20 protein-coding genes are annotated in these 25,807 nt (G+C 67.3%); 11 read left to right on the forward strand and 9 right to left on the reverse strand.

Features of this window, described 5'->3' with window-relative positions:
* Positions 1–54: 54 nt before the first annotated feature.
* Together AC1Q7Q_RS23950 and AC1Q7Q_RS23955 are read right to left on the reverse strand one after the other, a co-directional pair.
* Entirely contained in the window at positions 55–429 is a 375-nt protein-coding gene (locus tag AC1Q7Q_RS23950; RefSeq protein WP_492376463.1) for a cupredoxin domain-containing protein, read from the reverse strand.
* A gap of 65 nt (positions 430–494) precedes the next feature.
* Positions 495–1,376, reverse strand: a complete 882-nt coding sequence (locus AC1Q7Q_RS23955; RefSeq protein ID WP_492376464.1) for a metallophosphoesterase family protein — start codon at positions 1,374–1,376, stop codon at positions 495–497.
* Between the two features lie 232 nt (positions 1,377–1,608).
* Between AC1Q7Q_RS23955 and AC1Q7Q_RS23960 the strand changes: the two genes are divergently transcribed.
* Both AC1Q7Q_RS23960 and AC1Q7Q_RS23965 read left to right on the forward strand, forming a co-directional pair.
* Positions 1,609–2,307: an RNA polymerase sigma factor gene (locus AC1Q7Q_RS23960; RefSeq protein ID WP_492376465.1), complete on the forward strand. Its 699-nt coding sequence runs from the start codon at positions 1,609–1,611 to the stop codon at positions 2,305–2,307.
* Positions 2,294–3,151 (forward strand): anti-sigma factor family protein, encoded by an 858-nt coding sequence (locus AC1Q7Q_RS23965; RefSeq protein ID WP_492376466.1) that lies wholly within the window; start codon positions 2,294–2,296, stop codon positions 3,149–3,151. The genes AC1Q7Q_RS23960 and AC1Q7Q_RS23965 overlap by 14 nt, the downstream gene beginning before the upstream one ends.
* Positions 3,152–3,229: 78 nt before the next feature.
* Here the strand turns inward: AC1Q7Q_RS23965 and AC1Q7Q_RS23970 are convergent, their stop codons facing one another.
* The 3 genes from AC1Q7Q_RS23970 to AC1Q7Q_RS23980 all read right to left on the reverse strand — a co-directional run bounded on the left by AC1Q7Q_RS23970 (position 3,230) and on the right by AC1Q7Q_RS23980 (position 6,562).
* Positions 3,230–5,473 (reverse strand): xanthine dehydrogenase family protein molybdopterin-binding subunit, encoded by a 2,244-nt coding sequence (locus AC1Q7Q_RS23970; RefSeq protein WP_492376467.1) that lies wholly within the window; start codon positions 5,471–5,473, stop codon positions 3,230–3,232.
* A 12-nt stretch (positions 5,474–5,485) separates the two neighbouring features.
* A complete protein-coding gene (locus AC1Q7Q_RS23975) occupies positions 5,486–5,944 on the reverse strand; it encodes a (2Fe-2S)-binding protein (RefSeq protein ID WP_150988428.1) in 459 nt (152 codons plus the stop codon).
* Positions 5,945–6,136: 192 nt separating this feature from the next.
* The gene (locus AC1Q7Q_RS23980) at positions 6,137–6,562 is read right to left on the reverse strand and encodes a nuclear transport factor 2 family protein (protein WP_492376468.1); all 426 of its coding nucleotides are present in this window, start codon (positions 6,560–6,562) and stop codon (positions 6,137–6,139) included.
* A gap of 463 nt (positions 6,563–7,025) precedes the next feature.
* Between AC1Q7Q_RS23980 and AC1Q7Q_RS23985 the strand changes: the two genes are divergently transcribed.
* The 7 genes from AC1Q7Q_RS23985 (at position 7,026) to AC1Q7Q_RS24015 (ending at position 18,915) form a co-directional block, all read left to right on the forward strand.
* A complete protein-coding gene (locus tag AC1Q7Q_RS23985) occupies positions 7,026–10,409 on the forward strand; it encodes a diguanylate cyclase (protein ID WP_492376469.1) in 3,384 nt (1,127 codons plus the stop codon).
* A 574-nt stretch (positions 10,410–10,983) separates the two neighbouring features.
* Entirely contained in the window at positions 10,984–12,294 is a 1,311-nt protein-coding gene (locus AC1Q7Q_RS23990) for a dicarboxylate/amino acid:cation symporter (RefSeq protein ID WP_492376470.1), read from the forward strand.
* A gap of 262 nt (positions 12,295–12,556) precedes the next feature.
* Positions 12,557–14,473: a sensor histidine kinase gene (locus tag AC1Q7Q_RS23995; RefSeq protein WP_492376471.1), complete on the forward strand. Its 1,917-nt coding sequence runs from the start codon at positions 12,557–12,559 to the stop codon at positions 14,471–14,473.
* Positions 14,463–15,824 carry a sigma-54-dependent transcriptional regulator gene (locus tag AC1Q7Q_RS24000; protein WP_253931852.1) on the forward strand — a complete coding sequence of 454 codons (1,362 nt, stop codon included), beginning with the start codon at positions 14,463–14,465 and terminating at the stop codon, positions 15,822–15,824. Before AC1Q7Q_RS23995 ends, AC1Q7Q_RS24000 begins: the two co-directional genes overlap by 11 nt.
* A 399-nt stretch (positions 15,825–16,223) precedes the next feature.
* A complete protein-coding gene (locus AC1Q7Q_RS24005) occupies positions 16,224–16,790 on the forward strand; it encodes an LbetaH domain-containing protein (protein WP_492375815.1) in 567 nt (188 codons plus the stop codon).
* A complete protein-coding gene (locus tag AC1Q7Q_RS24010) occupies positions 16,771–17,793 on the forward strand; it encodes a glycosyltransferase family 2 protein (RefSeq protein ID WP_492375816.1) in 1,023 nt (340 codons plus the stop codon). Before AC1Q7Q_RS24005 ends, AC1Q7Q_RS24010 begins: the two co-directional genes overlap by 20 nt.
* A 519-nt stretch (positions 17,794–18,312) precedes the next feature.
* Positions 18,313–18,915 (forward strand): helix-turn-helix domain-containing protein, encoded by a 603-nt coding sequence (locus AC1Q7Q_RS24015; RefSeq protein ID WP_006160260.1) that lies wholly within the window; start codon positions 18,313–18,315, stop codon positions 18,913–18,915.
* A gap of 186 nt (positions 18,916–19,101) precedes the next feature.
* On the opposite strand, the gene ocd is transcribed toward AC1Q7Q_RS24015, so the two are convergent.
* The gene (ocd, locus tag AC1Q7Q_RS24020; protein WP_492375817.1) at positions 19,102–20,178 is read right to left on the reverse strand and encodes an ornithine cyclodeaminase; all 1,077 of its coding nucleotides are present in this window, start codon (positions 20,176–20,178) and stop codon (positions 19,102–19,104) included.
* A gap of 49 nt (positions 20,179–20,227) precedes the next feature.
* Positions 20,228–21,127 carry a dimethylarginine dimethylaminohydrolase family protein gene (locus tag AC1Q7Q_RS24025; RefSeq protein WP_492375818.1) on the reverse strand — a complete coding sequence of 300 codons (900 nt, stop codon included), beginning with the start codon at positions 21,125–21,127 and terminating at the stop codon, positions 20,228–20,230.
* A 206-nt stretch (positions 21,128–21,333) separates the two neighbouring features.
* Here AC1Q7Q_RS24025 and AC1Q7Q_RS24030 point away from each other — a divergent pair, with 206 nt between their 5' ends.
* On the forward strand, positions 21,334–21,756 hold the full coding sequence (locus AC1Q7Q_RS24030; RefSeq protein ID WP_492375819.1) for an Lrp/AsnC family transcriptional regulator: 423 nt from the start codon (positions 21,334–21,336) through the stop codon (positions 21,754–21,756).
* A gap of 15 nt (positions 21,757–21,771) precedes the next feature.
* Here the strand turns inward: AC1Q7Q_RS24030 and AC1Q7Q_RS24035 are convergent, their stop codons facing one another.
* Positions 21,772–23,511 carry a chloride channel protein gene (locus AC1Q7Q_RS24035; RefSeq protein ID WP_492375820.1) on the reverse strand — a complete coding sequence of 580 codons (1,740 nt, stop codon included), beginning with the start codon at positions 23,509–23,511 and terminating at the stop codon, positions 21,772–21,774.
* 202 nt (positions 23,512–23,713) lie between these two features.
* On the opposite strand from AC1Q7Q_RS24035, the gene AC1Q7Q_RS24040 reads away from it, so the two are divergent.
* A complete protein-coding gene (locus AC1Q7Q_RS24040; RefSeq protein WP_492375821.1) occupies positions 23,714–24,883 on the forward strand; it encodes an HPP family protein in 1,170 nt (389 codons plus the stop codon).
* 12 nt (positions 24,884–24,895) lie between these two features.
* Here AC1Q7Q_RS24040 and AC1Q7Q_RS24045 read toward each other — a convergent pair.
* A partial coding sequence (locus tag AC1Q7Q_RS24045; protein WP_492387224.1) for a solute carrier family 23 protein occupies positions 24,896–25,807 on the reverse strand: 912 nt, incomplete at its 5' end.

A 25,807-nucleotide genomic window follows, 5' to 3' on the forward strand; every position in this document is an offset into this window, starting at 1 on the left:
CGTTAATCAGTTGCAGTTGCAACAAACAAACAAACAAACAAACGAACTAACTAACTAACTAACTTCAATCACCCCGTTCATCGTCTCGTGCCCCGACCCACAAAAAATATCGCACAAGAACCCAAAACTGCCAGCCACCTTGGGCAAGGCCGAAACCCGCACGACCTTGCCGGGCGGCAAATCCTCCCGAATGCCGAGATCCGGCACGCTAAACCCCATGATCACATCCTGCGCGGTCAGCTCGAACACCACCGGCTCTCCGACCCGCAGCGCAATCCGGTTTGGCGTGAAGACAAACTTGCGCGCATGCACCTTGATCACCCGCGGCGCAGCGGCAGCGCTTTGCAACAGTGGCGTCCCGCCCGCCAGCGCCAGCAGGCAGCACAGCGCCCGCCTGCGGCTGATTCCTTCCCGTCCGATGACTGACATGACCAACTCCTGATAGCGAGTTCAAAGCAGCTCAAAGCCGTTCAAAGCGGCGTGGCACGATCTGCTCAACCATTGACAGGCTTCTCCTCGATCCCGACATCCCCCGACGCCCTGCCCGCTTCCACTTCCCGCCAGCCCAATCCCCGATAGGGCTGCGCCGGATCCCACGGCACCGGCAAGCGCTGCGGCTGCGACCCCGCCGCCGGCAACGGGTAGATCAGCGAGCGCGCCGCGTGGTGCGCGATATGCCCGGTCATGTGGTGATGCTCCTGGTGGATGTGCCCATAAAACACCGTCACGTTGGGATGCGGCATCAGCCGCTCGATGACCTGTGCGCCGTCCCGGGTAGCCCAGTCCCACTGCGGATACAGGTCGAACAGCGGACGGTGCGTGAACACCACGATGCGCGCGGACTGCGGCTGCTGCGCAAGATCCGCGGCAAGCCAGTCGAGTTGCGCCGCGCCCACCCGCCCGGCAGGATCGGACACGTTGTCCAGCACGATGAAGTGCACGCCCTTGTGGTCGAACACATAGTGCGTGGGCCCGAACAGTTCGCGATAGGCCTCGCCCTGGTCCAGGCTGGCGTCGTGTTCGCCCGGCATCAGGTGCACAACCGGCACCTTGAGCGCGGCGATGATCGACTGGAACTCGCGCATGCGCCGGCGGCGCTCGGCGGGGTCATCGGTCGTGTGGGTAAGGTCACCGGTGAACATCAGGAAATCCGGCGGCTCGGCCAGTGCGTTGACCGCTGCCACCGCCTTGGGCAAGGTCCCGCGCGCGTCGGGATTGGGCGGGCCCTGGAAGCCCCAGTGCGCGTCCGAGAGTTGGACAAAGTAGAACGCTTCGTCGCGTCCGGCGGCCCATCCTGGCAATGCCGACACAAACACCGCGCCGCCGGCGCACGCGGCAAGCCCGAGAAAATCGCGCCGCTTCCATGCTCGCTTCATATTGAGCTCCATCGGATCGATCGGATCGATCGGTTTGATCTGGTTGCTGTGGACCTGCCTGTCATACCGGCGCGCAGGCGCGTTTATTCCCGTTGCTGGCGATAATTTTTTTACGTGGTGGTGGTGAGAATCGGGAATAAACTCAATGCATTCCCGGTATACGCGGCAGAGACGGAATGAACGGGGATGGCGCGCGATGCGTCCAACCCGGGCACCGAGCCAAAGGAGTGACGTGAACGCTGCCGACCAGCGCCGCCGTTTCGACGATCTGGTGCTTCCGCACCTCGACGCCGCCTACAACCTGGCCCGCTGGCTGTCGGGCAGCCCCGTGGAGGCGGATGACGTGGTGCAGGAAGCCTGCCTGCGGGCCTTCTGCTTTTTTGAAAGCTTCCGGGGCGATCAGCCGCGCGCGTGGCTGCTGGCGATCGTGCGCAACACGTGGTTCACCACCTGGCGCAAGCGGCGCCAGCCGGGCCAGGCCGAGAGCGCTGGCTACGACGATGGGCATTTCGATGGCGAGCCGCTGCCCGGCTGGCAGGATAGTCACGGCGACAGCCCTGAGCAATGGCTGCTGCGCGCCGAGGATGTCCGGCTGCTGCATGTGGCGCTGGAGCGCCTGCCGCTGGCCTTTCGGGAAGTCCTGGTGCTGCGTGAGCTGGAGGACCTGCCTTATCGCGACATCGCCGTCATCGCGGAAATCCCGCTGGGTACCGTGATGTCGCGGCTGGCACGCGCGCGCAAGCTGCTGGCGGCGGCAGTGCTCGACTTGCGCGCGGAGGGCAAGTGCGGCATCGGCACCCAGGGCGGCGCCGACCTTGGCGCGGCAGGCACCCTGTCCACCGCACCGGCAACGGGCAGGGCCGCCGCGGCAACCGCCGTCCACGCCACGCCGGCGCAACCTGCCGGGGAGACAGGCCATGAACTGCAATGACGCCCGCCTGCTGCTGCAGGCCAATGCCGACGGTGAGCTCGGCGCGGGCGATGCCTTGCGCCTTGAACGGCACCTGGCGCAATGCACGGCCTGCACCGCGCAGCTCGCGCACCTGCGCGAACTGCGCACCGTATTGCGCGCGCATGCGCCCTACCACCGCGCCGGGCCGGCCCTGCGCGCGCGGCTGACCACGGCGCTGGATGCAGCCCAGGCCGCGGCTGGCTCTGGCGCTGCGGCGGCGCCAGCCGGCAACAGTGGCGCATGGTGGCAATGGATGCGGCGCTATTTCGAATGGGGTCCCGCCGCCAATGCCGCCATGGCCGCGCTGACGGTGGCGACGCTGGGCATCGGCATGGCCCAGTACGCGCTGAGCGATGGCTCCGGGCCGACGGTGGAAGGCGAGATGGTAAGCAGCCATGTGCGCGCGCTGATCTCGGGGCACACGATCGATGTCGCCTCGTCGGACCGCCACACCGTCAAACCCTGGTTCAATGGCCGGATCGACTACGCGCCGTCGGTACGGGAACTCGCGCCGCAAGGTTTCCCGCTGGTCGGGGGACGGCTCGACTACGTGCACGGGCGGCCGGTGGCGGTGCTGGTCTACCGCCGCAACCAGCACCCCATCGATGTGTTCGTGCTGCCAGCGCGCACGGCGGACAGCAAGCCAGCCCTCAACCCCGGCCACAGCCAGGCACCAGCGCAGATCGAGGCGCGCCAAGGCTACCAGCTGGGGATCTGGGAGTCGGACGGCATGCGCTACGCGGCCATCACCGATGCCTCGGCCGACGACCTGCTGCGCTTCACGCAGGCCTGGCGCGCGGCTGGCGACAACCGTGCGCCCTGAGCCCTGAGCCCTGAGCCCTGAGCCCTGAGCCCTGAGCCCTGAGCCCTGAGCCCTGAGCCCGGCGCCCGGGCTCAGGGCTCAGGCCAACACGAACGGCAACTGCCGCTGGCGCTTGCCGGTGAGCGTGAACAGCGCGTTGGCGACCGCTGGCGCAATGGCTGGCACGCCCGGCTCGCCCAGGCCGGTGGGCGGATCCTCGGATGGCACGAAGAACACGTCCACCACCGGCGCATCGGTGATGCGCGGCGGCGGATAGTCGGGGAAGTTGCTGTTCTTCACCACACCGTTTTCGATCTCGATGGCAAAGCCCGGCCGCGTCATCGCCAGCCCGAACACGCATGCGCCCTGCACCTGTGCCTCGGCCGACATGGGATTGACCACGCGGTTGGCATGCACCCCGGCCGTCACGCGATGCACATGTGGCTCGTTTTTCACCAGCGACACCTCCACCACATAGGCCACCACCGTGCCGAACGACTCGTGCACCGCCACGCCCCAGGCCTGGCCCTTGGGCAGCTTGCGCTTGCCGTAGCCGGACTTGTCCACCGCCAGCTGCAGCGCCGCGCGATGGCGCGCGTGCTTGCCCGCGTCCAGCCGCGCAAGGCGGTACGCCACCGGATCCTGCCTGGCATTGGCGGCCACTTCGTCGACCAGCGTTTCCTTGACGAAGGCGGTGTGCGTGTTGCCAACCGAGCGCCACCACAGCACCGGCACCGCCACCTGCGGGTGATGCACCGATAGTTGCAGCGGGAAGCCGTAGTCGTTCTCCACCAGGCCTTCGACCATGGTTGAGTCCACGCCGCCCTTGACCATGAACGCCTCGAACGGCGTGCCGGAGAGGATGGACTGCCCGACCACGGTATGCTGCCAGCCGAGCACCTGCCCGTTCGCATCGGTGCCGATGCGCGCGCGGTGCACATGCAGCGGCCGGTAGTAGCCGCCGCGGATATCGTCCTCGCGGCTCCACATCACCTTGAGCGGTTCGTCATGCCCGTTCTTGACCCAGGCCAGCAGCACGTTGGCCGCTTCGACCAGGTAGTCGGAGGTGGGCACGGCACGCCGGCCGAACCCGCCGCCCGCCATCATGGTGTTGAGCGTGACCTTGGCCGGTGGCAGCCCGAGCACACGCCCGATGGCGGCCTGGTCCACGGTCTGGAACTGCGAGCCCACCCATACCTTCACGCTCTGCACCGCCTTGCCCGACACCTCGGCCTGCAAAGTGCAGTTCAGCGGCTCCATCGGCGCATGCGCAAGATAGGGAAACTCGTAATCCGCCGAGATGGTGCGCGCGGCGCCGGACATGGCGCCCAGGTCAGCCTGCAGCGCCACAGTGCCGGGTTGCGCGGCCAGCGTCCTGTACTGCGCGAACAGGTCCTTGGTGGAAACGCTGGAGCCGCTGTCTTCCCACACGATCTCCAGCGCGTCGCGCGCCTGCTTGGCCGGCCAGTAGCCATTGGCCACCACCGCCACGCCGGTGCCGCCGCGATCCACCGGCACCAGCATCACGTCGGCCACGCCCTTGATCGCGCGCGCCTTGTCGGCGTTGAAGGATTTCACCTTGCCGCCAAAGCGCGGCGGGCGTGCCACCACGGCCACCACCATGTTCTTGAGATGCACGTCAATACCGAAGGCGGTGGTCCCCTCCAGCTTGCCGCGCGCGTCCAGCCGGCGCGTGGGCTTGCCGATGAGCTTGAACTGCGCCGGGTTCTTGAGCGTTACCTGCTGCGGCACCGGCAGCGCCATGGCGGCCTGCGCCAGGTCGCCAAAGGTGGCGCGATGGCTGCCGGAGGTGACCACGCCCAGCGCCACCTGGCAGCTCGCCGGATCGACCTGCCACTGGGTAGCCGCGGCGGAAACCAGCATGGCGCGGGCGCGCGCGCCCAGCTCGCGGTATTGCTGGAAGGAATGGTTGAGCGCGGTGGAGCCGCCGGTGATCTGCATGCCGAAGGCGGGATCCTTGTATGCATCGCCGGCGGGCGCCAGCGTGGCGCGCACGTTGCGCCAGTCCACGTCGAGCTCTTCCGCCAGCGCCATGGGCAGCGCCGTATGCACGCCCTGGCCGAATTCGAGCCGGTTGACCGCCACCGTGACGGTGTTGTCCGGCGCGATCAGCAGGAACGCTTGCGGCGGTGAAGGCGGGGCCTTGGGCGCCGCGCCTTCCTGCGCCAGCGCGGCCTGGGCTGGCAAGATGCCGAGCGCCAGGCCGCCGCCGGCAAAGCCGGTCAGCTTGAGAAAACTGCGGCGGTCCAGCGCGGCGACGCCGCCGGCGTCCGCGTGCCTGCGATTGCCGCCGGCCAGCGCTTCGAGGTATCTGATTCGCATGGTGTCGTCCCCTTAAGCCAGCGCGCGCGCCGCGTCCTTGATGGCCGCGCGGATGCGCTGGTAGGTGCCGCAGCGGCACAGGTTACCGGCCATGGCCTGGTCGATATCGGCATCGCTTGGGTGCTTCTTGCTGCGCAACAGCCCGACGGCGCTCATCACCTGGCCATTCTGGCAGTAGCCGCACTGCGCCACATCGTGCTTGATCCAGGCGTCGAGCACCGCGCGGCCAACCTTGTCGCCGGTGACGCCTTCGATGGTGGTGATGCGCGCGCCTTGTGCCGCCGAGACTGGCGTCACGCAACTGCGCGTGGCCTGGCCGTTCACATGCACGGTGCACGCGCCACATGCGGCCATGCCACAGCCGAACTTGGTGCCGGTCATGCCAAGGCTGTCGCGTAACGCCCACAGCAGGGGCGTGGAAGGATCAACGTCTACCTGCAACGGCTTGCCGTTGATATCTAGCGTGGTCATGGGGGGAGCTCCTTGGGTCTGTTTGCCCTGGTCCGCCCCCGGCATGGTGCAGCGGTTCGATCCGCCGCGCCGCGCCGGCGGCGGCCGGTCAGCAGCGTGCGCCCCAGCCGCGGTGCGCACGCCGTACAACCTTGTGAGCATAGTGCAAAAAGGGCAGTCGCGTGCGGTACCGTGCACCGCACCCGGGCGGCCTCAGGCCATGCCTTGCGGCGCGCGGTCGATAAAGCCCGTCATGCATTGCAGCCGGCCGTCCGCCGCCACGGTCGCGAAGTCGGTGCCGGCCACCACGGCTGCCGCACCCGCAGGCGCCAGTTCCCAGGTAAAGCGCAGGTTGCCGCCGTGTGCGTCGACCGGCGTCACGCGCGTAAAGTGAAAACCCGGAAAGCGCGCCTGGACGGCGGCGATCATGGCGTCGATCCCGGCGTGGCCGTCACCGCGCATGAGCGGGTCGACATAGCTGGCGGACTCGGTCCAGGCGCCGACGATCAGCGCGCGCCGGCGAGCTGCGTCGGTTTCGTTCCAGGCCGCAAGATAGCGATCCGCCAGGGCGGCAAGATCGGAGGCAGTGAAGTTGGCGGCGAGGTTGGCAGGTGCGGCGATGCGATCCGATTCGGACATGGTCTTCTCCTTGGTGTGCGTGAGCAAGCTGTCCATATCATCGGTGCGCGCAGCGCTACGCGCGATGACGCGCGGGGTAATTGCCGTCGCGTCGTCACCGCGCGCCCAAGGGCCGCCATGGCTGGCGAGGCGGACGCGTTTCGCGCCGGTCCGATATCCGCGCCAATACCCCTCCTCGGCAGGGCAATGCCTGAAACGCCTGTATGACTGGACCGGCAGCGCGCCTGTCCGCCTTGGCAGCAGACCGGCCGCCGGGGCCGGTTGCGGCTCGCCGCCGGCCACTCTCCTACCGCAAAACGGCGTCCGGCGCTAGTCCGAACAGCGGGAACACAGCGGGGTTTATCGCCTCGTGATTCCGGCGTATCGCCGCTATATTGATCCATTAAGCTGGGCCGTGCGTGCAACCTGCCCGACGCCCGCCCATCGCCTCAATTTCGAGAACGCAGCTTCAGGCTGACGCCACATGACGCCAGATTTGGATGTCCGCCCCTTGCCCACCACCTACCCGCGCTGGCAGCGTGTGTCGCTATCCGCCATCGCCTTCTTCCTGCTGGCCCTGGCCGGGCTGGCCGTGTCGCGCTACCCCGGAAACGTGGCCATGCTCTGGCTGGCCAACGCTTTCGGCCTTGGCATCTTGCTGCACCAGCGCAGCAGCGATGCGCTCTGGCAGCTGGCGGGGATGCTGGTGGCAGGCTTGGCGGCCAACGCGACCATGGGCGATAGCCCGGTCATTGCACTGGCGCTGGCGCTGGGCAACGTCGCCGAGATTGCCTTTTCGGCGTGGCTGGTGCGCGCCATGACCGGCGGCGCGACGCTATCCCGCCCGGGACCGCTGGCGCGCTTCGCGCTGACGCTGGGCGCGGCCAGCACGCTGGGACCAGCGGTGGGCGCCACCATCGGCGCCGCCACCATCAGCACCGCCTACCACAGCGGTTTTGGCGCGGTCTGGTGGACCTGGTGGACAGCGGACTCGATGGGCATCGTCATGTTGCTGCCGCTGATGGTATCGATCACGCGCGAGCGTTTCGCGGATACCTTCCGCCGCGCGCAGCTGCCCCGTTTTGCCGGCCTGCTCCTGCTGAGCCTGGCGGTGGGCGGCGTGGCGCTATATAAGAGCAACGAGCCGTTCGTGGTGATGGCGCTGCCGCTGGTGCTGGCGGCGCTGCTGACCAATCCCTTTGCCACTGCCCTGCTGACGTTGCTGGCCATCTGCGGCACGGTGGCGCTGGGGCTGATCACCGCGTCGCTCGGCCTGGGCGCGAACGAGCCGTTCCTGCTGCAGTCGGTGCAGCTGTCGACCGCGCTGATCATGGTGTTCCCGATCTGCATTGCCTTCCTGCTGGAGCAGAACCGGCGTGACCGCAGCGAGCTGCGCGGCAGCGAGCGGCGCTTTCGCCAGGCCATGGAGCATTCGGCCATCGGCATGGCGCTGGTAGGGCTGGACGGCCGCTGGCTGCAGGTCAACCGCGCCATCTGTGACCTGTTTGGCTATGATGCCGCCGAGCTGGCGGAGCTGCCTTTCCCGACCATCACCCACCCGGACGATCTCGCCCCCGACCTGCACCAGGTCGAGCGCCTGCTGGCCGGCGAGATCGAGTCGTACCGGATAGAAAAGCGCTTCCGCCACAAGGACGGCCACTATCGCTGGACCTTGCTGGCCGTCTCCCTGGTGCACGACGAGAACACGGGCAAGCCGCTGCATTTCATCTCGCAGGTGGAAGACATCGACGAGCGCAAGGCCGCGCTGGAAAAGCTTGAGGCATTGTCGCGCCGGACCCAGCTGGCGGTGGAAGCCGGCGGCGTAGGCATCTGGGAATGGGACATTGCCAGCGGCGCGATCGAGTGGGACGCGCGCATGCATGCGCTGCACGGCGTCGATCCTGCCCTGGGCGCGCCGGACATCAAGCGCTGGACGGCCATGGTGCATCCCGAGGATGTCGAGCAGGCAAGCACCGAGATGCGCGAGGCGGTGCGCGGCACGCGCACCTTCGATACCGAATACCGCATCCAGCGCCCCGACGGCGCGGTGCGCCACATCCGGGCCATGGCAATGGTGCTGCGCCAGGACGATGACACCGCGGTGTCCATGATCGGCACCAACTGGGACATCACCGAACAGCGCCGCCTCACCGAGGCGCTGTTCGAGGAGAAGGAACGCCTGCATATCACGCTGCGCTCCATCGGCGATGCGGTGATCTGCACCGACGCCACCATGGGCGTCACCTTCATGAACCCGATCGCCGAGCAGCTCACCGGCTGGACCATGCAGGCGGCCGCCGGCCAGCCGCTCGAATCCATCTTCCGCATCGTCGACGAGCATACCAACGCGCCGATCCCCAGCCCGGTGGAACAGTGCCTGCTGACCTTGCGCCCGGTCTACCTGCAGGACGGCGCAGTGCTGCAAAGCCTGACCGGCGACCGCCATGACGTGCAGGACTCCGCCGCCCCGGTGCGCACGGCTACCGGGGAGGTCATCGGCGCGGTGCTGGTGTTCCAGGACATCACCGGCGCCCGCGCGCTGCAGCGCGAGCTGGCCCATTCGGCCTCGCACGATGCGCTCACCGGCCTGCCCAACCGCATCTGGTTCGAGAAGCGGCTGCGCGAGGCCTGCGAGGCTGCGCGCATGCAGCAACAGCATCACGCGCTGTGCTTTATCGACCTGGACCGCTTCAAGATCGTCAACGACACGGCCGGGCATGCCGCGGGCGACGTACTGCTGCGCGAGCTCGGCCACGTGATCCGCTACCACGTGCGCCCGGACGACCTGCTCGCCCGCCTGGGCGGCGACGAGTTCGCGCTGCTGCTCATGGACTGCACGGTGGACCAGGCCGAGCGCGTGTGCCAGAAGATCATCGATGCCATCCGCGGCCAGCGTTTCCCGTGGGAAGGGCGGGTCTACGATGTGGGCGCGAGCATCGGCATTACCGCCATCGACCACGAAACACCGCCGATGGGCGAGCTGATGAGCCGCGCCGACGTAGCCTGCTACGCCGCCAAGGCGGCCGGGCGCAGCCGCGTCTCGGTGTACCGGCGCGACGAAAGCGATGCGCAGCGCCACCACCAGGAGCTGCAGGTTGCCGCCGGCATCCACTCGGCGCTGGATGCGAACCGCTTCCGCCTGTTCGCCCAGGAGATCCGCGCGCTGCAGGAGCACAACCAGGCCGACCGCCATATCGAGATCCTGGTGCGCATGGTCGACGAGCAAGGCAAGCTGGTGATGCCGGGCGCGTTCATCCCCGCCGCCGAGCGCTATGACCTGATGGGCCACGTGGACCGCTGGGTGATCCACCACGTGCTGCACGAATTCGGCGAGCGCCTGACCGCGGTGCCCAGGCTCACGGTCGCCATCAACCTGTCGGCCAATTCGCTGGGCGAGCCGTTCCTGCTGCCGTTCCTGCACGCCGAGCTGTACGAGTCCGTGCTGCCCGCCAGCCGCATCCAGCTGGAGATCACCGAGACCGCGCTGATCAACAACATGGCGGCGGCCAATCGCCTGGTGACCGAAATGCGCAGCGCTGGCTGCACCGTGGCGCTCGACGATTTCGGGGCGGGCTTGTCGTCGTTCTCCTATCTCAAGCAGTTTCCGGTGGACTATCTCAAGATCGACGGGAGCTTTATCCGCCACCTGGCCGGCAGCGCGGTGGACCGCGAGATCGTCAGCTCGATCAACGATATCGGCCATCGCCTGGGCATGCTGACCGTGGCCGAATCCGTGGAGGACGAGGAAACGCTGCAGGCCTTGCGCTCGCTTGGCGTGGACTATGCCCAGGGCTATGTGATCGGGCGGCCGATGCCGCTGGAATTGTTCCTGGAGAGTTGCCCGACCCAACCCGTGGACAACGCCTGAGTCACCTGGCGTGCGTGGCTGGCGGCGGCGTGCGCCGGCCGCGCCATGCCCCTTGGATCACACGCTGGCGCCCGCACGGGCGCCAGTTCCGCTTTCAGCCCCGTCACTCGTTCGGAAAACCGAACGCCCTGCTGCCCTATCCGCACGGAAATCCGAACCGTGCGCCGAGCGCACATTAATTTCTCCTTGTTTTTCAGAAGCTTAGGCGCCTTCGGCACGGCCTTTGGCCTGGCACGCCTCGTGCAATGTATGCGCCGGCCCCAAGCGGCCATACAGGTCGACGGTTGGCTCCCCCCGTGCCAGCCCGGACCCAAAACAATGGAGGAAACAATGATCGACCCCGCCTTGCCGACCTTGCCCACCACACCGGTGGGCGCCGGGCACACGCTGCCCGTGCCCGTTCGGCATGGATCAACGCATTGATCCGGAATGATTCCGGATTGAACAGGCACTGATCTTCCCGGCTGAGGCCGCATGGCGCTGTCCCCACGACGGCAACGCCATGCCAGAAGGCTGCCAGCCCCCCGCAAAACAGCCGTCCGGCCATTGGCCGGGCGCATCGGCCCGACTTCTGATGAAACTGAACCGACTGCCCACCCTGATTTTCATTGCGATGCTGCTTGGCGTGCTGGCCGGCACGGCCGCGCACCACTATGCGCCGGACCCCGCCGCCGCCAAGTCCATCGCCGACCACCTGTCCATCCTGACCGACGTGTTCCTGCGCATGATCAAGATGATCATCGGGCCGCTGGTGTTCGCCACCCTGGTCAGCGGCATCGCCAGCATGGGCGACGGCAAGGCCGTTGGCCGCATCGGCATGAAGGCGATGGCATGGTTCATCGCCGCGTCCATCACCTCGCTGCTGCTGGGCCTGCTGATGGCCAACCTGCTGCGCCCGGGCGAAGGCATGAACCTGGCGCTGCCGGCGGCGGACGCGGCCTCCAACCTGAAGACCGGGGCGCTGAACCTGCGCGATTTCATCGCGCACATGTTCCCCAAGAGCTTCGTCGAGGCCATGGCCACCAATGAGATCCTGCAGATCGTGGTGTTCTCGCTGTTCTTCGGCTTTGCGCTGGGCACGCTCAAGGACGGCATTGGCAAACCCGTGCTGGCCGGCATCGAAGGCCTGTCGCACGTGATGCTGAAGATCACCAACTATGTGATGGCCTTCGCGCCGGTCGGCGTGTTCGGTGCGGTCGCAGCGGTGATCACCGCCGAGGGCCTGGGCGTGCTGGTCGTGTACGCCAAGCTGCTGGGCGCTGTCTACCTGTCGCTGGCGCTACTGTGGGTGGCGCTGATCGGCGGTGGCTACTTCTTCCTCGGCCGCGACGTGTTCCGCCTGCTCAAGATGGTGCGCGCACCGCTGATGATCGGTTTCGCCACCGCCAGCAGCGAATCGGCTTACCCCAAGGTGATCGAGCAGCTCGGCCGCTTTGGCGTCAAGGAGCGCATCACCGGCTTCGTGCTGCCGCTGGGCTACTCGTTCAACCTGGACGGCTCGATCATGTACACGTCCTTCGCCGCGCTGTTCGTGGCACAGGTGTACGGCATCCACCTGTCGCTCTCGCAGCAGGTCACCATGCTGCTGGTGCTGCTGGTCACCAGCAAGGGCATCGCCGGCGTACCGCGTGCCTCGCTGGTGGTGGTGGCCGCGGTGCTGCCGATGTTTGGCCTGCCCGAGGCGGGCATCCTGCTGGTGCTGGGCATCGACCACGTGCTCGACATGGGCCGTACCGTGACCAATGTGCTTGGCAACGCCATTGCCACAACCGTCGTCGCCAAAAGCGAAGGCGCCATCGGCGCGCCGGTGCCCGAAGAAGCGGATGACCCCGCTGCCGACGGCAACCGCGGCCTGACACCCGTTCAGGTCCTGGCCGGCAAGTAACACTGCCAGCGCGCCAAGGCCCGGCCACCGATCAGGTGGCCGGGCCTTTTTTGTTTCCGGGGGCCGGAAAACCGCGATGTGGTAAAAGACGGGGTCGCCGCGGGTGGCGCCATCGCACAATGTGCACATTGGCGCTCCCACCCCCTACTCTTACCCCTTTGCACGATGCACTTTTGCTGGCGCCTGCAGTCTTAACCAGTCGGGCTCGCTGCCCGCGACCGAGTTCCTTCGCCTTCGCTTCCTGCGCATTCCGCCCGCTCCCATGACCGGCCCGCTCCCTTCACACGCTACCCCGCAAAGCGCCCCGCACGACACCTCCGCTCGTGCCGCACGCCTGCGCCCATGGGTGCCCCTCATGGCCATGCTGGCGCTGGCGACGCTGATCGGGCTGGCTGGCGCCATGGGCTACCGGTACAGCTACGACAACGCGCTGGCGCGCCAGGGCGAGCGCGGCCAGGTGCAGCTGCGCCTGTACGGGCAGGCCCTGTCGAGCGAGCTGGCGCGCTATGACTACGTGCCCAGCCTGCTCTCGCTGGACGACAAGATCGCTACCCTGCTGGCTCACCCGAACGACCCGGCACGCGTTGAGGCCGCCAACCAGTACCTGGCCGCGGTCAATGCCCGCGCCGGCACCCGCGTGGTGTTCGTGCTCGATGCCCGCGGCCACGTGCTCGCCACCAGCAATTGGCAGCGCCCCGACAGCTACCTGGGCGAAGACCTGAGCTTTCGCCCCTACTTCAGCGACGCCGCGGACGGTCAGCTGGGCCGCTTCTATGGCGTGGGCACCACCCGCAGCGAGCCCGGCTACTACCTCTCGGCGCCGCTGGGCGATCGCCACAAGCCAAGCGGCGTAGCGGTCGTCAAGGTGGGGCTGGAACCCCTGGAGAACCGCTGGCAGGGCGCCGATACCCAGATGCTGCTGACGGACGAGAACGGCGTGGTGATCCTGGCCTCCGACCCGTCCCTGAAACTGGGCGCGCTCAAGCCGCTGGCCCCCGAGCTGCGCGAGCGGCTGCAACGCAACCTGCAATACAACCGCGCCGCGCTCCCGCAGCTGGAGCTCACGCCGGTACGCAAGCTGTCCGACAGCGACGCCCTGGTCCGCCTGCGCAGCGGCCCGCCCATGCTGGCGCAGAACGCCGAACTGGTTGGCACCGACTGGCACCTGACGCTGCTCACCAATACCTCGCAGGCCCGCGTGGCCGCGCTCAGCACCGCCGCGCTGGCCGGCGTGCTCACCGCCTTCTTGTTGCTGCTGGCGGCGGCCTGGAACGTGCGCCGGCGCATCGCCAGCGAGCGCATGGCCGCGCGCGCCGCGCTGGAGGCCGCCAACGGCGAACTGGAGCGCAAGGTGGCGGAGCGCACCGCGGACCTGTCCGCCGCCAACCAGCATCTGCAGGCGGAAGTCGCCGAACGCATCCGCGCCGAGGCAACCTTGCGCCAGGCCCAGGATGGCCTGCTGCAGGCCGGCAAGCTGGCCGCGGTAGGCCAGATGTCCACCGGCATCGCCCACGAGCTCAACCAGCCCCTTGCCGCCCTGCGCACGCTCTCGGGCAATACCCAGAAATTCCTCGAGCGCGGCGACAACGCCACCGCACAGGCCAACCTCGGCACCATCATCGGCTTGGTGGAGCGCATGGGGCGCATCACCGGCGCGCTCAAGTCATTCGCGCGCAAGCCTGGCAATGGCGGCACCGCCGCTCGCCTGGCACCGCTGGACGATGCGGTGGACAACGCCCTGTTCCTGCTCGATACACGCCTGCAGGCGGTACGCCCGGCGCTGGTCCGGGAGATCGAGCCGGACCTGATGGTGACGTGCGATCCCAACCGGCTGGAACAGGTGCTGGTCAACCTGATCGGCAACGCGCTCGACGCGCTGGCCGGCAACCCTGAGCCCCGGCTGGAGCTGCGCAGCCACCTGGCGGGCAGCAAGCTGCGCCTGACCATCCGCGACAACGGCCCCGGGCTGTCCGAGGAAGCCTTCGCGCGGCTGTTCGAGCCGTTCTTCACCACCAAGCCGGCAGGACAGGGACTGGGCCTGGGCCTGACGCTGTCGGCCGGCATCCTGGACGAGGTCGGCGGCAGCCTGGAGGCCAGCAATCACCCCGACGGCGGCGCGTGCTTCACGCTGGTGCTGCCGCTGGCCAGGCTTGACCCGGAGAGCCGCCATGGCAATTGACCCGAACCACGCCGATTCCCCCGACGCGATCGACCCCGCGCCGCTGACCGTGCTGATCGTCGAAGACGACCCCGACGTGCGCCTGGGTTGCGAGCAAGCACTGCGGCTCGAAGGCATTGCCACGCGTGCCGTGGCGAGCGCCGAAGCCGCCCTGCGCGAGGTCGGCAGCCATTTCCCCGGCGTGGTGGTGAGCGACATCCGCCTGCCCGGCATCGACGGCATGGCGCTGCTGCATGAGCTGCGCTCGCGCGACGATGCGCTGCCGGTGGTGATGGTCACGGGCCACGGCGACGTCAGCCTGGCCGTGCAGGCCATGAAGGCCGGCGCCTACCACTTCCTGGAAAAACCGTTCTCGCCCGAGCGCCTGGTCGAGGTCACGCAGCGCGCGCTGGAAAAGCGCCGGCTGGTGCTGGAAGTGGCCGAGCTGCGCAGGAAGCTGGCCGGGCGCGACACCTTGCAGGCGCGCCTGATCGGCCATTCGCCATCCATCGAACGGCTGCGCAAGCTGATCGCCGACCTAGCCGACACCGCCGCCAACGTGCTCATCCACGGCGAGACCGGCACTGGCAAGGAACTGGTCGCCCGCTGCCTGCACGAAGCAAGCTCGCGCCGCGCGCGGCACTTTGTGCCGATCAATTGCGGCGGCCTGCCCGAGCAGCTGTTCGAAAGCGAGATCTTCGGCCATGAGGCCGGCTCGTTTACCGGCGCGGCGCGGCGGCGCATCGGCAAGATCGAGCACGCCGAGGGCGGCACGCTATTCCTCGACGAGATCGAGAGCATGCCGATGCAGATGCAGATCAAGCTGCTGCGGGTGCTGCAGGAGCGCGTGGTGGAGCGGCTTGGCTCCAATACGCCGGTGCCGGTCAACACCCGCGTGGTCGCGGCCACCAAGGCAGACCTGAAGGCGCTCTCGGCGGCCGGCCAGTTCCGCGCCGACCTGTATTACCGGCTCAACGTGGTGACGCTGGAGCTGCCGCCGCTGCGCGAGCGGCGCGAAGACGTGCCGCCGCTGTTCGAGCATTTTGTCGCGCAGGCGGCGCTGCGCTTCGAGCGCGAGGCGCAGCCTGCCACGCCGGCGGAGCTCGCTGCGCTGATGGCCTATCCGTGGCCGGGCAATGTGCGCGAGCTGCGCAACCTGGCCGAGCGCCATGTGCTGGGACTGGGGTGCAATCCCGGGCAAGGCACCGCCGAGCCGGCAGCGCTGCCGCTGGCGCAGGCCGTGGAGCAGTTCGAGCGGGCCATGATTGCCGACGCCATGCGCAGGCATGAGGGGAACCTCAGCCGCGCGAGCGAGGCGCTGGGCATTGCCAAGACGACCTTGTTCGATAAGGTCAGGAAATACCGACTTTGAGATTCCAGGCGTTGCGGTTTGCGCACAGCTTGCGTTGAGGCTTTCCTTGCGGCTTCGGTCGCCGCGCCCCCCCCGCCCCCTGCGCCCTCTCAGCCCTTTCGCTCCACCTCCCCGCCCTTCTCCCTTCCCTCCCGCTTCCCCCCGCCCCGCTTCCTTCCCGCTTCGTTTTTCCTTGTGTGAGGTGCCGCACCGAAGCGGCGCGCACGCCGCGCCACTATGGTTTCACCCCTTCCCGCGCGCTTTGCACCTTGCCGTGCCTGGCGCGGCCGGTGCGGGACAAAGCCTGGCTTCGGCCGGGTTCGGCGACCGCGGTGCTGGCCCGCACCGTGGTCGCCTCCCATGGCTGCCGGGCCTTGCCGCGCATTGAGAATGCCGCTAACAAGCAGGAGCGGACCGACGATGATCCTTCAAGGAAACGACCCGACTACCGGCGCTTCGTTTTCGCTCGGCAACCGGATTCAGCGCCAGCTCTGGCACTGGGCCTGGTTGTGCCTGTTCCGGCCAAGCCCGCGCCCGCTGCATGCATGGCGCTCGGCGCTGTTGAGGTTGTTCGGGGCGCAACTGGGCCCGCATGTGCATATCTATCCGGGCGTGAAGATCTGGGCGCCGTGGAACCTGCGCGTGGGCAGCCATGTCGGCGTGGCCGATGGCGTCACGCTGTACAACATGGCGCCGATCGTCATCGGCGATTTCTGCGTGGTCTCGCAGGGCGCGCACTTGTGCACCGGCACGCACGACTACAACAGCGCCAACTTCCAGCTGGTTGCCCATCCCATCGTGCTCGCGGCGCACGTGTGGATCTGCGCCGAGGCCTTTGTCTCGCCCGGCGTGACGTTGGCCGAGGGCGCGGTGATCGCGCCGCGCGCGGTGGTGAGCAAAAGCCTGCGCACGCCATGGACCGTCTACGGGGGCATCCCGGCCCGCGCCATCAGCACGAGAGTCAGACATGCCAAGCCCCCAGCCTAGCCAGCCCATGCAAGCGCCGGGCATTTCCGTGCTGATCCTGACCCGCAACGAGGAGCAGGACCTGCCGGGCTGCCTGCAAAGCGTGGCCTGGTCGGACGACATCCACGTGTACGACTCGATGAGCACCGACGCCACGGTGGCGATCGCGCAGCGCTTCGGCGCGCATGTCACGCAGCGCGTCTTCGACAACTGGGCCAGCCACCAGAACTGGGGCCTGCAGCACATCGGCTTTCGCCATCCCTGGGTGTTCTACATCGACGCCGACGAGCGCATGACGCCCGAGCTTGTGGCGCATGCCCGGGCCGCGGTGCGCGCGGCGCGCGACGAGGTCGCGTTCCGGGTGCAACGGCGCGACTTTTTCCTAGGCACCTGGCTGCGCCATGTACAGACATCTCCCTTCTACCTGCGTTTGTTCCGGCCGGAGCGGATGCGCTACGAGCGTCTGGTAAACCCGGTGTCGATTCCTGACGGCCCGGCCGGCGAGCTGACGGGCTACCTCGATCACTACCCGTTCAGCAAAGGCGTGACCCACTGGATCACCCGCCACAACAATTACAGCGGGCTGGAAGCGATGCAGATCATCGAGAACCGGCGCGGCGCGGCAGCGTTCAGCCTGGCCGAAGCCCTGTTCGCGACGGATTTCCACCGGCGCCGCGCGCACCAGAAGGAACTGTTCTTCCGCTTGCCGATGCGCCCCCTCGTCAAGTTCGCGATCCTGTACCTGGGCAAGCGCGGCTTTCTCGATGGACGGGCCGGGCTCACCTACGCCATGCTGCAGTCGATCTACGAATACTTCATCGTGCTCAAGACGCGCGAACTGGAAAGGTCCATGGCGCTGCCCGCGCCAGATCCCGAGTCCGTATGCCCGGAAGGCGCGCCGGCACCCGTGCGCCAGTCCCTCCCGATATCGGGTATGGCAGCTGATGCGGAAGGTGAGTTCAGCAACCTGCCAGTCACATCGACCCGGCAAACGGTGGCAGTGGCTCGCGGGCGAAATCCCTGACGGCAAGCGAGATTGCCGCACACGCCATATTTGTCATTCCTGCGGCAAGCGGCCGCACGGCCATGTGCGCTATACGTTTCGACGCTCGGAGCGACCGGTGGAAGCACTTCAGATGTATGCAATGTTTGCGATAAATTCCCGCTCGCCCGTGTCTGCCAAAACGCGGCAATATGCGTTTAAGCCCAGAAGTGGGAGCGTTCAATGCGATTTCGAAATATTTGGTGCGCCGTCTGGTTGCTTATGTTCGATACCGCATATGATTCGAGGCTGGCATTCTTCCGTTGGGAGAATCAGGCACCGGTGACATAGATCATGCCGTTGCACAACCGTGGGAGCACCGTCGCTCCCGCCGCCCCGGATGCGAGGGCAGGTTACGCAAGAGGCCTTATGGTGCCAGCATGCAACCGTCTTCATGGCTCGCGTTGCCTTGCATTGCCAAGCCCCAAACCAGCGCGAAAAGCTCGCGCTGTCACTGCTGTTTCTCTCGCAGTGCGGTGTATTTAGTTAACGGGTGAACGGATGAAACTGGATTCAGAACTGGCTGAAAAGCCTTACTACAGTACGCGTACCGCCGCGAAGCTGCTCAATGTGTCATTGGGCACGGTGCAGAAAATGGTGGAACGCGGCGAACTCGGGGCCTGGAAAACCAACGGTGGCCACCGACGCATACATAAGGAAACCGTGCATCGCCTGCTGGCCACGCGCGTGGGGCAGGAACTTCCGTCTGTGCATGAACTCGACCTGGTGGTGTTTCACCCAAACCACCAGGAAGCCCAACGTATCCACGCGCAACTGGGCAAATGGGGCTTGCCCCTGAAAAGCGTGGTGGTGGAGGACGTGGTGGATACCATCATTACTTCGGTCAGCTCGCATCCGCGAGTGGTGTTGTACTACGTGGAAGAACTCACTGACGCCGAGTCGGCCACCATCGAGAAGCTGCAGAACTTCTTTGCGCGCCAGAACGTCATCTTCGCCGTGATCACCAACCGCCAGGCCTATGACGGCGTGGCCGATGCGCTGCAGCAATGGGGCATCATGGTGTTCCTGAAGACGCCCTCGCTGGAAGAAGTCAAAGGCTTCCTGCGCGCGCAGCTGATGATGACCCGGGGCGCAGCCGGCTGATCGGGCGGCACATCGCCAAGACCCTGTCCAGGACGTTTCACCGGCAGCTATCTGCCTGGCCGTCACCCGGCCGCCCGGCTTGCCTTGCCCGTTACCCGTGGGCGTGGCACTCGCTATAAACCGCACACCACAACGCCGCAGTCTCGTGACCCGCACGACTGCGGCGTTGTGGCATGGGCCACCGCTTCAGGCCAGCGCCGCCAGCGGCTCGCGCACGGGCTGCGGCACTCCGGCGTCCATCATCCATCCATATAGATTGCGGGGATCCGGCGGAGTCGCCACCAGCTCCACGTGGCTGCCGCGATGCTGCGCGTGGGCCGCGGCATGAAGCCAGCGCAGCGCGGAGTAATCCTCCAGCGCAAACCCCACTGAGTCGAACACCGTCACCTGCCCCGTTTCGGTGCGCCCGGCCACCCGGCCGGATAAAACCTCCCACAACTCCGTCACCGGCGTATCCGGTGGCAATTGCTGGATCTCGCCTTCGATGCGGGTCTGCGGCGCGTACTCGACCACAATGCGCGCCTGGCGCAGGATCTGCGGGTGCAGTTCGGTCTTGCCCGGGCAATCGCCGCCTACCGCATTGATATGCACACCGGGCGCAACCAGGTCAGGCGTGAGGATGGTGGCCCGCGTCTTGTCGGCGGTGACGGTGCTGATGATGTCGGCACCCTGCACGGCTGCGCGCACGGAGTCCACCGCCACCACCTTCAGCCCCTGCACGCCTTGCAGGTTGCGCGCGAGCCGCGCCGTCGCGGCGGGATCGATGTCGTAGGCACGGATCTCCTGGATGCCCACCATGGCATGGAAGGCCAGTGCCTGGAACTCCGCCTGCGCGCCGTTGCCGATCAGCGCCAGCGTGGCGGCGCCGGGCCGCGCCATCACCTGCGCGGCGAGTGCCGACGTGGCGGCGGTGCGCAATGCGGTGGCCAACGTGAGGTCGCACAGCAGCAGCGGAAAGCCGCTCGCCACTTCCGCCAGCACGCCAAAAGCCATCACCGTCGGCATGGCGTTCTGCGCATTGCGCGGATGGCCGTTGACGTACTTGAACGCATACTGCACGGCGTCGCTCACCGGCATCAGCTCGATCACCCCGTCGACGGAGTGCGTCGCCAACCGCGCGGACTTATCGAATGCGTCCCAGCGCACAAAATCCTGGCGAATGTGATGCGCCATCTGCGCGATGGCGTTGGCGACGCCCGTGGCGCGCACCAGCGCCGCCACATCGGCGGCGTCCAGAAAGCGGGTCATGGCGATCTCCTTCATGGTGTTCTCCCTTGCTGGCTCGGTATTGGTTTGTGCTCGTCCTTCGCGCTCATGCCGCCACCGCGGCGCCGTCGGCCGCGGCGCTCGCCCGGGCCGGCCCGCTGGTGCGGTCCAGGCGCAGCGTCATGCAGTAGGCGCCGCCGCCGGACAGCATGTACGGCGACAGGTCCACCTCGCGCAGGTGGTAGCCGCGCTGGCCCAGTTCGGCGCGCAGGTGCGGCGTGGTGCGCGTCATCACCACCTGGTCATGCAGGTTGACCGCATTGACGCTGAAGTGGCGCAGGTCGTCCTCGCTCGCTTCGATGCGCAGGCTGGCCGGCACGCGCTCGCGCAAGATGCGCAGGGCGTCCTGCGTAAAGGCGGGCGGGTAGTAGAGAATCTCGCCGCCCGACAGCGGGCAGAAGCACACGTCGAGGTGATAGCTCTGCGCCGTGGCAAGCTCCAGCGCGACAACCTCGCGGCCGAAATGGCTCGCCATGGCATCGGCCGCGGCACGCGAGGAGCGCGGGCCAAAGCCGGCCCAGAAATGGCCGCGCACGGCATCCCAGATGCAGTCGCCAGCGCCTTCCTGGTAGCAGCCTTCGGGCAGCAGGCTGACGGAGTCGATCAGGCCGCGTTCGCGCAGGCCCTCGAAGATCCGCGCAAAGGGCGCTTCCTCGCCGGCCCGTTGGGGATAGCGAAAGCGCGCCAGCACGGCGTGGCCGTCCAGCACCACGGCGGCATTGGCGGGGAACACCATGTCGGGCAGGCCGGGCGCGCCGGGCGCGGTTTCCACCGTGAAGCCGGCCGCCTGCAGGGCCGCATGCAGGGATTCGAAGGATGCCACCGCATTGCGATGCATGCCGTGCGGGTCGCTAGCCCAGAGGCCGGGGTCCATCCACGGGTTGATGCTGTACGACACATCGTAATGGGTGGGCTCGACAAGCAAGATGGTGGGCTGGTGGATCACGCTGGCTCCTTTGGGTGATGGGTGACGGGGGTCAGTCAATGCCTTGGAATGCCTGCATTCTGGTGCACTGCCCCGCTAACTAAAAGCCAGCAAGTTGCGCAATTTGCCTGTGCCATACTGCAAAACGCCAGCTAAAATTAGCGAATCGCCAGCCGCAACGAAAATGCAGGTAAAGGCCCTCCCCAGCCCCCCTTCCAGAACCCACCATGGACGACACCGACCGCCAACTGCTCGCCCTCTTGCGCGACAACGCGCGTACGCCCGCCACCGCCCTGGCCAAGGCGCTGCGCGTCTCGCGCGCCACCGTGCAGAACCGCATCGACAAGCTGGAAAAGGAAGGCCTGATCGTGGGCTACACGGTGCGGCTGAAGCCCGAAGCCGAGGCGCACCGCATCCGTGCCTGGATGACCATCGCGGTGGAAGGCAACAAGGCGCGCACGGTGCTGCAGGCACTGCGCGGCGAGCCCAATGTGCAGGCCATGCACACCACCAACGGGCGCTGGGACATCATCGCCGAGCTGCGCGCGGATTCGCTGGAAGCCTTCGACCGCACGCTGGACCGCATCCGGCTGATCGACGGCATTGCCGCCACGGAAACCAGCATCCTGCTGTCCAGCTACAAGCTTTAGGCGACGCGAGCGCGCTTACGCTGCGGCAGTGCCGCGCAGCCGTTCCCGCCGGGTTTCCTCGTGCAGCACCTGGCCGCTGGGGCGCAGCAGGTCGCGCAGCGAGACCACGCCCACCAGCCGCATGGAATCCAGGTCGGCCACCACCGGCAGCCGGCTGACACCGAGCTGCGCCATGCGGCCCGCAGCGAGGCGCGCGGTCTGCGCCGGCAGCAGCACCTGGTGCGGCTGCAGTGGCGCCATCAGCGCGCGGCCGGCCTCCATCGAAGCTTCCCGCCCGCGCAGCGCGTTGCGCTCCAGCATGCCGACCACGCGCGCTGCGCACACGACCGGATAGCCGCGATGCGGTGCGTGCTCGCCAAAGTGGCTGGCCCACAAGACGTGGACCGGCTGCTCGCCATCCACGCTCACCACAGCCGTCGTCATCAAATCCGCCACGTGCTGGCGCTCGAGCGGATCCACGCCATACTCGCGATAGATATGCAGGCCCCGGCGTGCGATCTTCTCGGTCATGATCGAGCGCTTCATGGTCAGCACCGTGAAGCCATGCGCCATCGCCACGGTCAGCAGCAGCGGCAGCAGAGCATTGCTGTCATGCGTCAGGCCAAACGCGAAGATGATGGCGGTCAGCGGCGCGCCAAGCACGCTGCCCAGCACACCCGCCATGCACACGAGCGCCCACAACTGCGGCGAGGCGCCGGGCAGCCACGGCGCCAGCGCCACGCCAAGGCCCGCGCCAAGCATCAGCAGCGGGGCCAGCACGCCACCCGACGTGCCGGACCCCAGCGCTGCCACCCAGATGATGGCCTTGACCGTCAGCAGGGCCAGCACCACGCCGATCGCCATGCGGTTGTGCAACAGGTCCGCGATCACGTCATAGCCCACGCCCAGCGCGCGCGGCTCGAAGTACCCGCCAATGCCGACCACCAGCCCGCCGATTGCCGGCCACCACATCCAGTGCAGCTTGAGCTTGGAGAACTGGTCCTCGGTGCGATAGAGCGCCAGCGTCAGCGCGGCGCCCAGCACGCCGCAAAGCAGCCCGGCAACCACGCACGAGCCCAGCGCCATGGTGCTGGCCGGCGCGGTGTGCAGCGCAAACAAGGGGCCAGGCTCGAACACCATCGTGCGCAGGAAGCCGGCAACGGCGCAAGCCAGCGCCACCGGCAGCAGGCTGCGCGGGCGCAGCTCGAACAGCAACAGCTCCACGGCCAGCAGCACCGCCGCCACCGGCGTGCCGAAGATCGCAGTCATGCCGGCGCAGGCACCCGCCACCAGCAGCGTCTTGCGCTCGGCCGCGGTGAGATGCAGGTACTGCGCGAGCAGCGAGGCGATCGAGCCGCCGGTCATGATGATCGGCCCCTCCGCGCCAAACGGCCCACCGCTGCCGATCACGATGCCAGAGGACAGCGGCTTGAGCACGGCCACCCGGGGCGACATCTTGCTCTTGCCGAACAGCACGGCCTCGATGGCTTCCGGGATGCCGTGGCCACGGATCTTGTCGCTGCCGTAACGCGCCATCAGGCCCACCAGCAGGCCGCCGACCGCCGGCACCACGATGACCCATGCCCCCAGCGGATGCTGCGCCGGCGAGCGATCCGCCAGCGACAGGGTCTGATAAAAGAAGAGATTGGTGAAGAACCGGATCAGGTTCAGCAACAGCACGGCAGCCGCCGTGCTGATGGCCCCGATAAGGGGCGCCAGCGCTGCCAGCAGGAGCAGCCGGCGGTCGACGGCGTAGTCGCGTTTTTCGAAGTGCATGGCCAGGATCGGGAAAGTAGGCGGAGGACGGGACGCGGATCGCGGGCCGATCCCGCTTCGCGAAAAACGAAATGTATCACGTCATGATATATTTGCACGCTGGATTTCCGGAGCACGATGCCAAGGCGATCCAGGTGCGCTATTACGCGCATTCACGCGCATTCACGCGCATTCGCCCGCACAACCCAAAGAAAAAAGACCCATGCCGCCATCCCAGGCCCCCTCCTTAGCCGATTTCCCGCCAGGCCGGGCACGTGCGTGGCTGCGCGCGTTTGCCCCCACCCCCATCGCGGCCGGCCGCCGCGAGCGCGTCAAGAGCTGCTTGGGCGCGCTGGTCGGCCTGCTGCTCACCGAATGGATCAGCCGTCACCTGCTGGGCGGCTTCAACCCCTGGTTCATCGCCCCGATGGGCGCCTCCGCGGTGCTGCTGTTCGCCGTGCCGGCGAGCCCGCTGGCGCAGCCCTGGTCCATCATTGGCGGCAACCTGGTGGCGGCGCTGATCGGCGTGGCCTGCGCACGCTGGATCCCCGAGCCCGGGCTGGCCGCCTCGGTGGCCGTGGCGCTGGCCATTGTCGCCATGTTCCAGTTGCGCTGCGTGCACCCGCCCAGCGGCGCGGTGGCGATCACCGCGGTGTTCGGCGGCCACGCCGTGACCCAGCTTGGCTTTGGCTTCGTGGTGATGCCGGTCGCGGTCAACTCGATGTTGCTGCTGCTGGTGGCGCTGCTGTTCAACAACCTGATGCGCCGGCGCTATCCGCACCGCCCCGTCGAACACGCCAACCCGCACCGCACCGCCGATCCGTTGCCGAGCGAGCGGGTGGGGTTCAACCGCAGCGATCTGGACGAAGTGCTCAAGGCGCGCGGCGAGTTCCTGGACATCGAGGAAGACGACCTGGAAGACATCCTGGTGGCCGCGCAGTTACGGGCGTATCGCCGGCACTTTGGCGATGTGCGATGCGTGGACATCATGTCGAGGGACGTGGTGACGTTGCAGCCCGGGCAGAGTGGCCTGGAGGCGCGCGCCCTGTTGTTCAAGCATGGGATCCAGGCGCTGCCGGTGGTGGATGCGCAGCGGCGGCTGCTTGGCATGCTTGGGTTGGCGGATCTTCTTGCGGCGCGCAGTGGCGCCGAGGGGCAGGTCCGTGCGGGAACTGCCAAGGACCTGATGCACACCGGCACGGCTACGGCACGGGCAGAGCAACCCATGGTGGAGCTGGCGCGGGCGTTTTCCAATGGCGGCCTGCATCAGGTGCCGGTGGTGGATGCCCAGCGGCGGCTGCTGGGCATCGTCACGCAATCGGACCTGATCGCCGCGCTGCTCGAACAAGGCCCACCGGCAAAAGTGGAACCGGATGCGCAGCCGGCAAGCTGACCCGCGCGGGCGCTAGCGGCTCGCCTGCAACCCGCCCGCCGCCGGCATGGCGTGTGCATCGGCACGCGCCATGCCATTGAACAACAGGTTCAATGCCACCGACATCACGCAAGCCAGCAGGATGCTGCTGTGCATGATGGGCTGCAGCCAGCCCGGCAATTGATTCAACAGCGTGCCCGAGAACGTGGGCAGCAGGGAGATGGCCAGGGTGGCGGCAACGATATACACGTTGTGCCGCGTGCCCTCGAAATCCACCCGCGCCAGCGTGCGCACGCCCGCCGAGGTCACCACCCCGAACATGAACAGCCCTGCCCCGCCCAGCGCCGGCAGAGGGATGGAGGCGACGACCGTGGCCAGCTTGGGGAACAAGCCCAGCGCGCACAGGATCACGCCCGCCGCCACCACGACCCAGCGGCTCTTGACGCCCGTCACCACCAGCAGGCCGATGTTCTGGCTGTAGATGGTGTAGGGAAAGCCATTGAGCGCCCCGCCGATCACGCTGGCCAGCCCGTTGGCCCGCAAGCCATCCGTCATCTCGCCCGCGCTCAGCGGCTTGTTCACGACATCGCCGATCGCCAGGAACAAGCCCATCGACTCGATCATGATGATGATCATCACCACCACGATCGTCAGCGTGGCCACCACGTCGAACACCGGCCAGCCGAAATAGAAGGGATGGATCACGTCGACCATCGGCGCCTCGGCCACGCCATGGAAGTCCACCATGCCAAAGGGGATCGCCACCAGCATGCCGGCCGCCAGCGCCAGCAGCACGGAGACGTTGGACCAGAAGCCCTTGAGCCACTTGTTGATGACCAGGATCAGCGCGAACACAAAGCCCGCCAGCGCCAGGTTGTGCGGCGCGCCGAAATCCGGCGCGCCACGCCCCCCACCCCCCCAGCTCCCGCCAACCAGAAAAAGCAA

It is taken from the genome of Cupriavidus sp. GW823-FHT07A04 (assembly GCF_058794615.1).

Bases quoted from the DNA above. Each gene is read 5' to 3' on its own strand.
- AC1Q7Q_RS23950 (WP_492376463.1), bottom strand. From the start codon at position 429: ATGTCAGTCATCGGACGGGAAGGAATCAGCCGCAGGCGGGCGCTGTGC.
- AC1Q7Q_RS23955 (WP_492376464.1), bottom strand. From the start codon at position 1,376: ATGAAGCGAGCATGGAAGCGGCGCGATTTTCTCGGGCTTGCCGCGTGC.
- AC1Q7Q_RS23965 (WP_492376466.1), top strand. From the start codon at position 2,294: ATGAACTGCAATGACGCCCGCCTGCTGCTGCAGGCCAATGCCGACGGT.
- AC1Q7Q_RS23970 (WP_492376467.1), bottom strand. From the start codon at position 5,473: ATGCGAATCAGATACCTCGAAGCGCTGGCCGGCGGCAATCGCAGGCAC.
- AC1Q7Q_RS23975 (WP_150988428.1), bottom strand. From the start codon at position 5,944: ATGACCACGCTAGATATCAACGGCAAGCCGTTGCAGGTAGACGTTGAT.
- AC1Q7Q_RS23980 (WP_492376468.1), bottom strand. From the start codon at position 6,562: ATGTCCGAATCGGATCGCATCGCCGCACCTGCCAACCTCGCCGCCAAC.
- AC1Q7Q_RS23985 (WP_492376469.1), top strand. From the start codon at position 7,026: ATGACGCCAGATTTGGATGTCCGCCCCTTGCCCACCACCTACCCGCGC.
- AC1Q7Q_RS23990 (WP_492376470.1), top strand. From the start codon at position 10,984: ATGAAACTGAACCGACTGCCCACCCTGATTTTCATTGCGATGCTGCTT.
- AC1Q7Q_RS23995 (WP_492376471.1), top strand. From the start codon at position 12,557: ATGACCGGCCCGCTCCCTTCACACGCTACCCCGCAAAGCGCCCCGCAC.
- AC1Q7Q_RS24000 (WP_253931852.1), top strand. From the start codon at position 14,463: ATGGCAATTGACCCGAACCACGCCGATTCCCCCGACGCGATCGACCCC.
- AC1Q7Q_RS24005 (WP_492375815.1), top strand. From the start codon at position 16,224: ATGATCCTTCAAGGAAACGACCCGACTACCGGCGCTTCGTTTTCGCTC.
- AC1Q7Q_RS24010 (WP_492375816.1), top strand. From the start codon at position 16,771: ATGCCAAGCCCCCAGCCTAGCCAGCCCATGCAAGCGCCGGGCATTTCC.
- AC1Q7Q_RS24015 (WP_006160260.1), top strand. From the start codon at position 18,313: ATGAAACTGGATTCAGAACTGGCTGAAAAGCCTTACTACAGTACGCGT.
- ocd (WP_492375817.1), bottom strand. From the start codon at position 20,178: ATGAAGGAGATCGCCATGACCCGCTTTCTGGACGCCGCCGATGTGGCG.
- AC1Q7Q_RS24030 (WP_492375819.1), top strand. From the start codon at position 21,334: ATGGACGACACCGACCGCCAACTGCTCGCCCTCTTGCGCGACAACGCG.
- AC1Q7Q_RS24035 (WP_492375820.1), bottom strand. From the start codon at position 23,511: ATGCACTTCGAAAAACGCGACTACGCCGTCGACCGCCGGCTGCTCCTG.
- AC1Q7Q_RS24040 (WP_492375821.1), top strand. From the start codon at position 23,714: ATGCCGCCATCCCAGGCCCCCTCCTTAGCCGATTTCCCGCCAGGCCGG.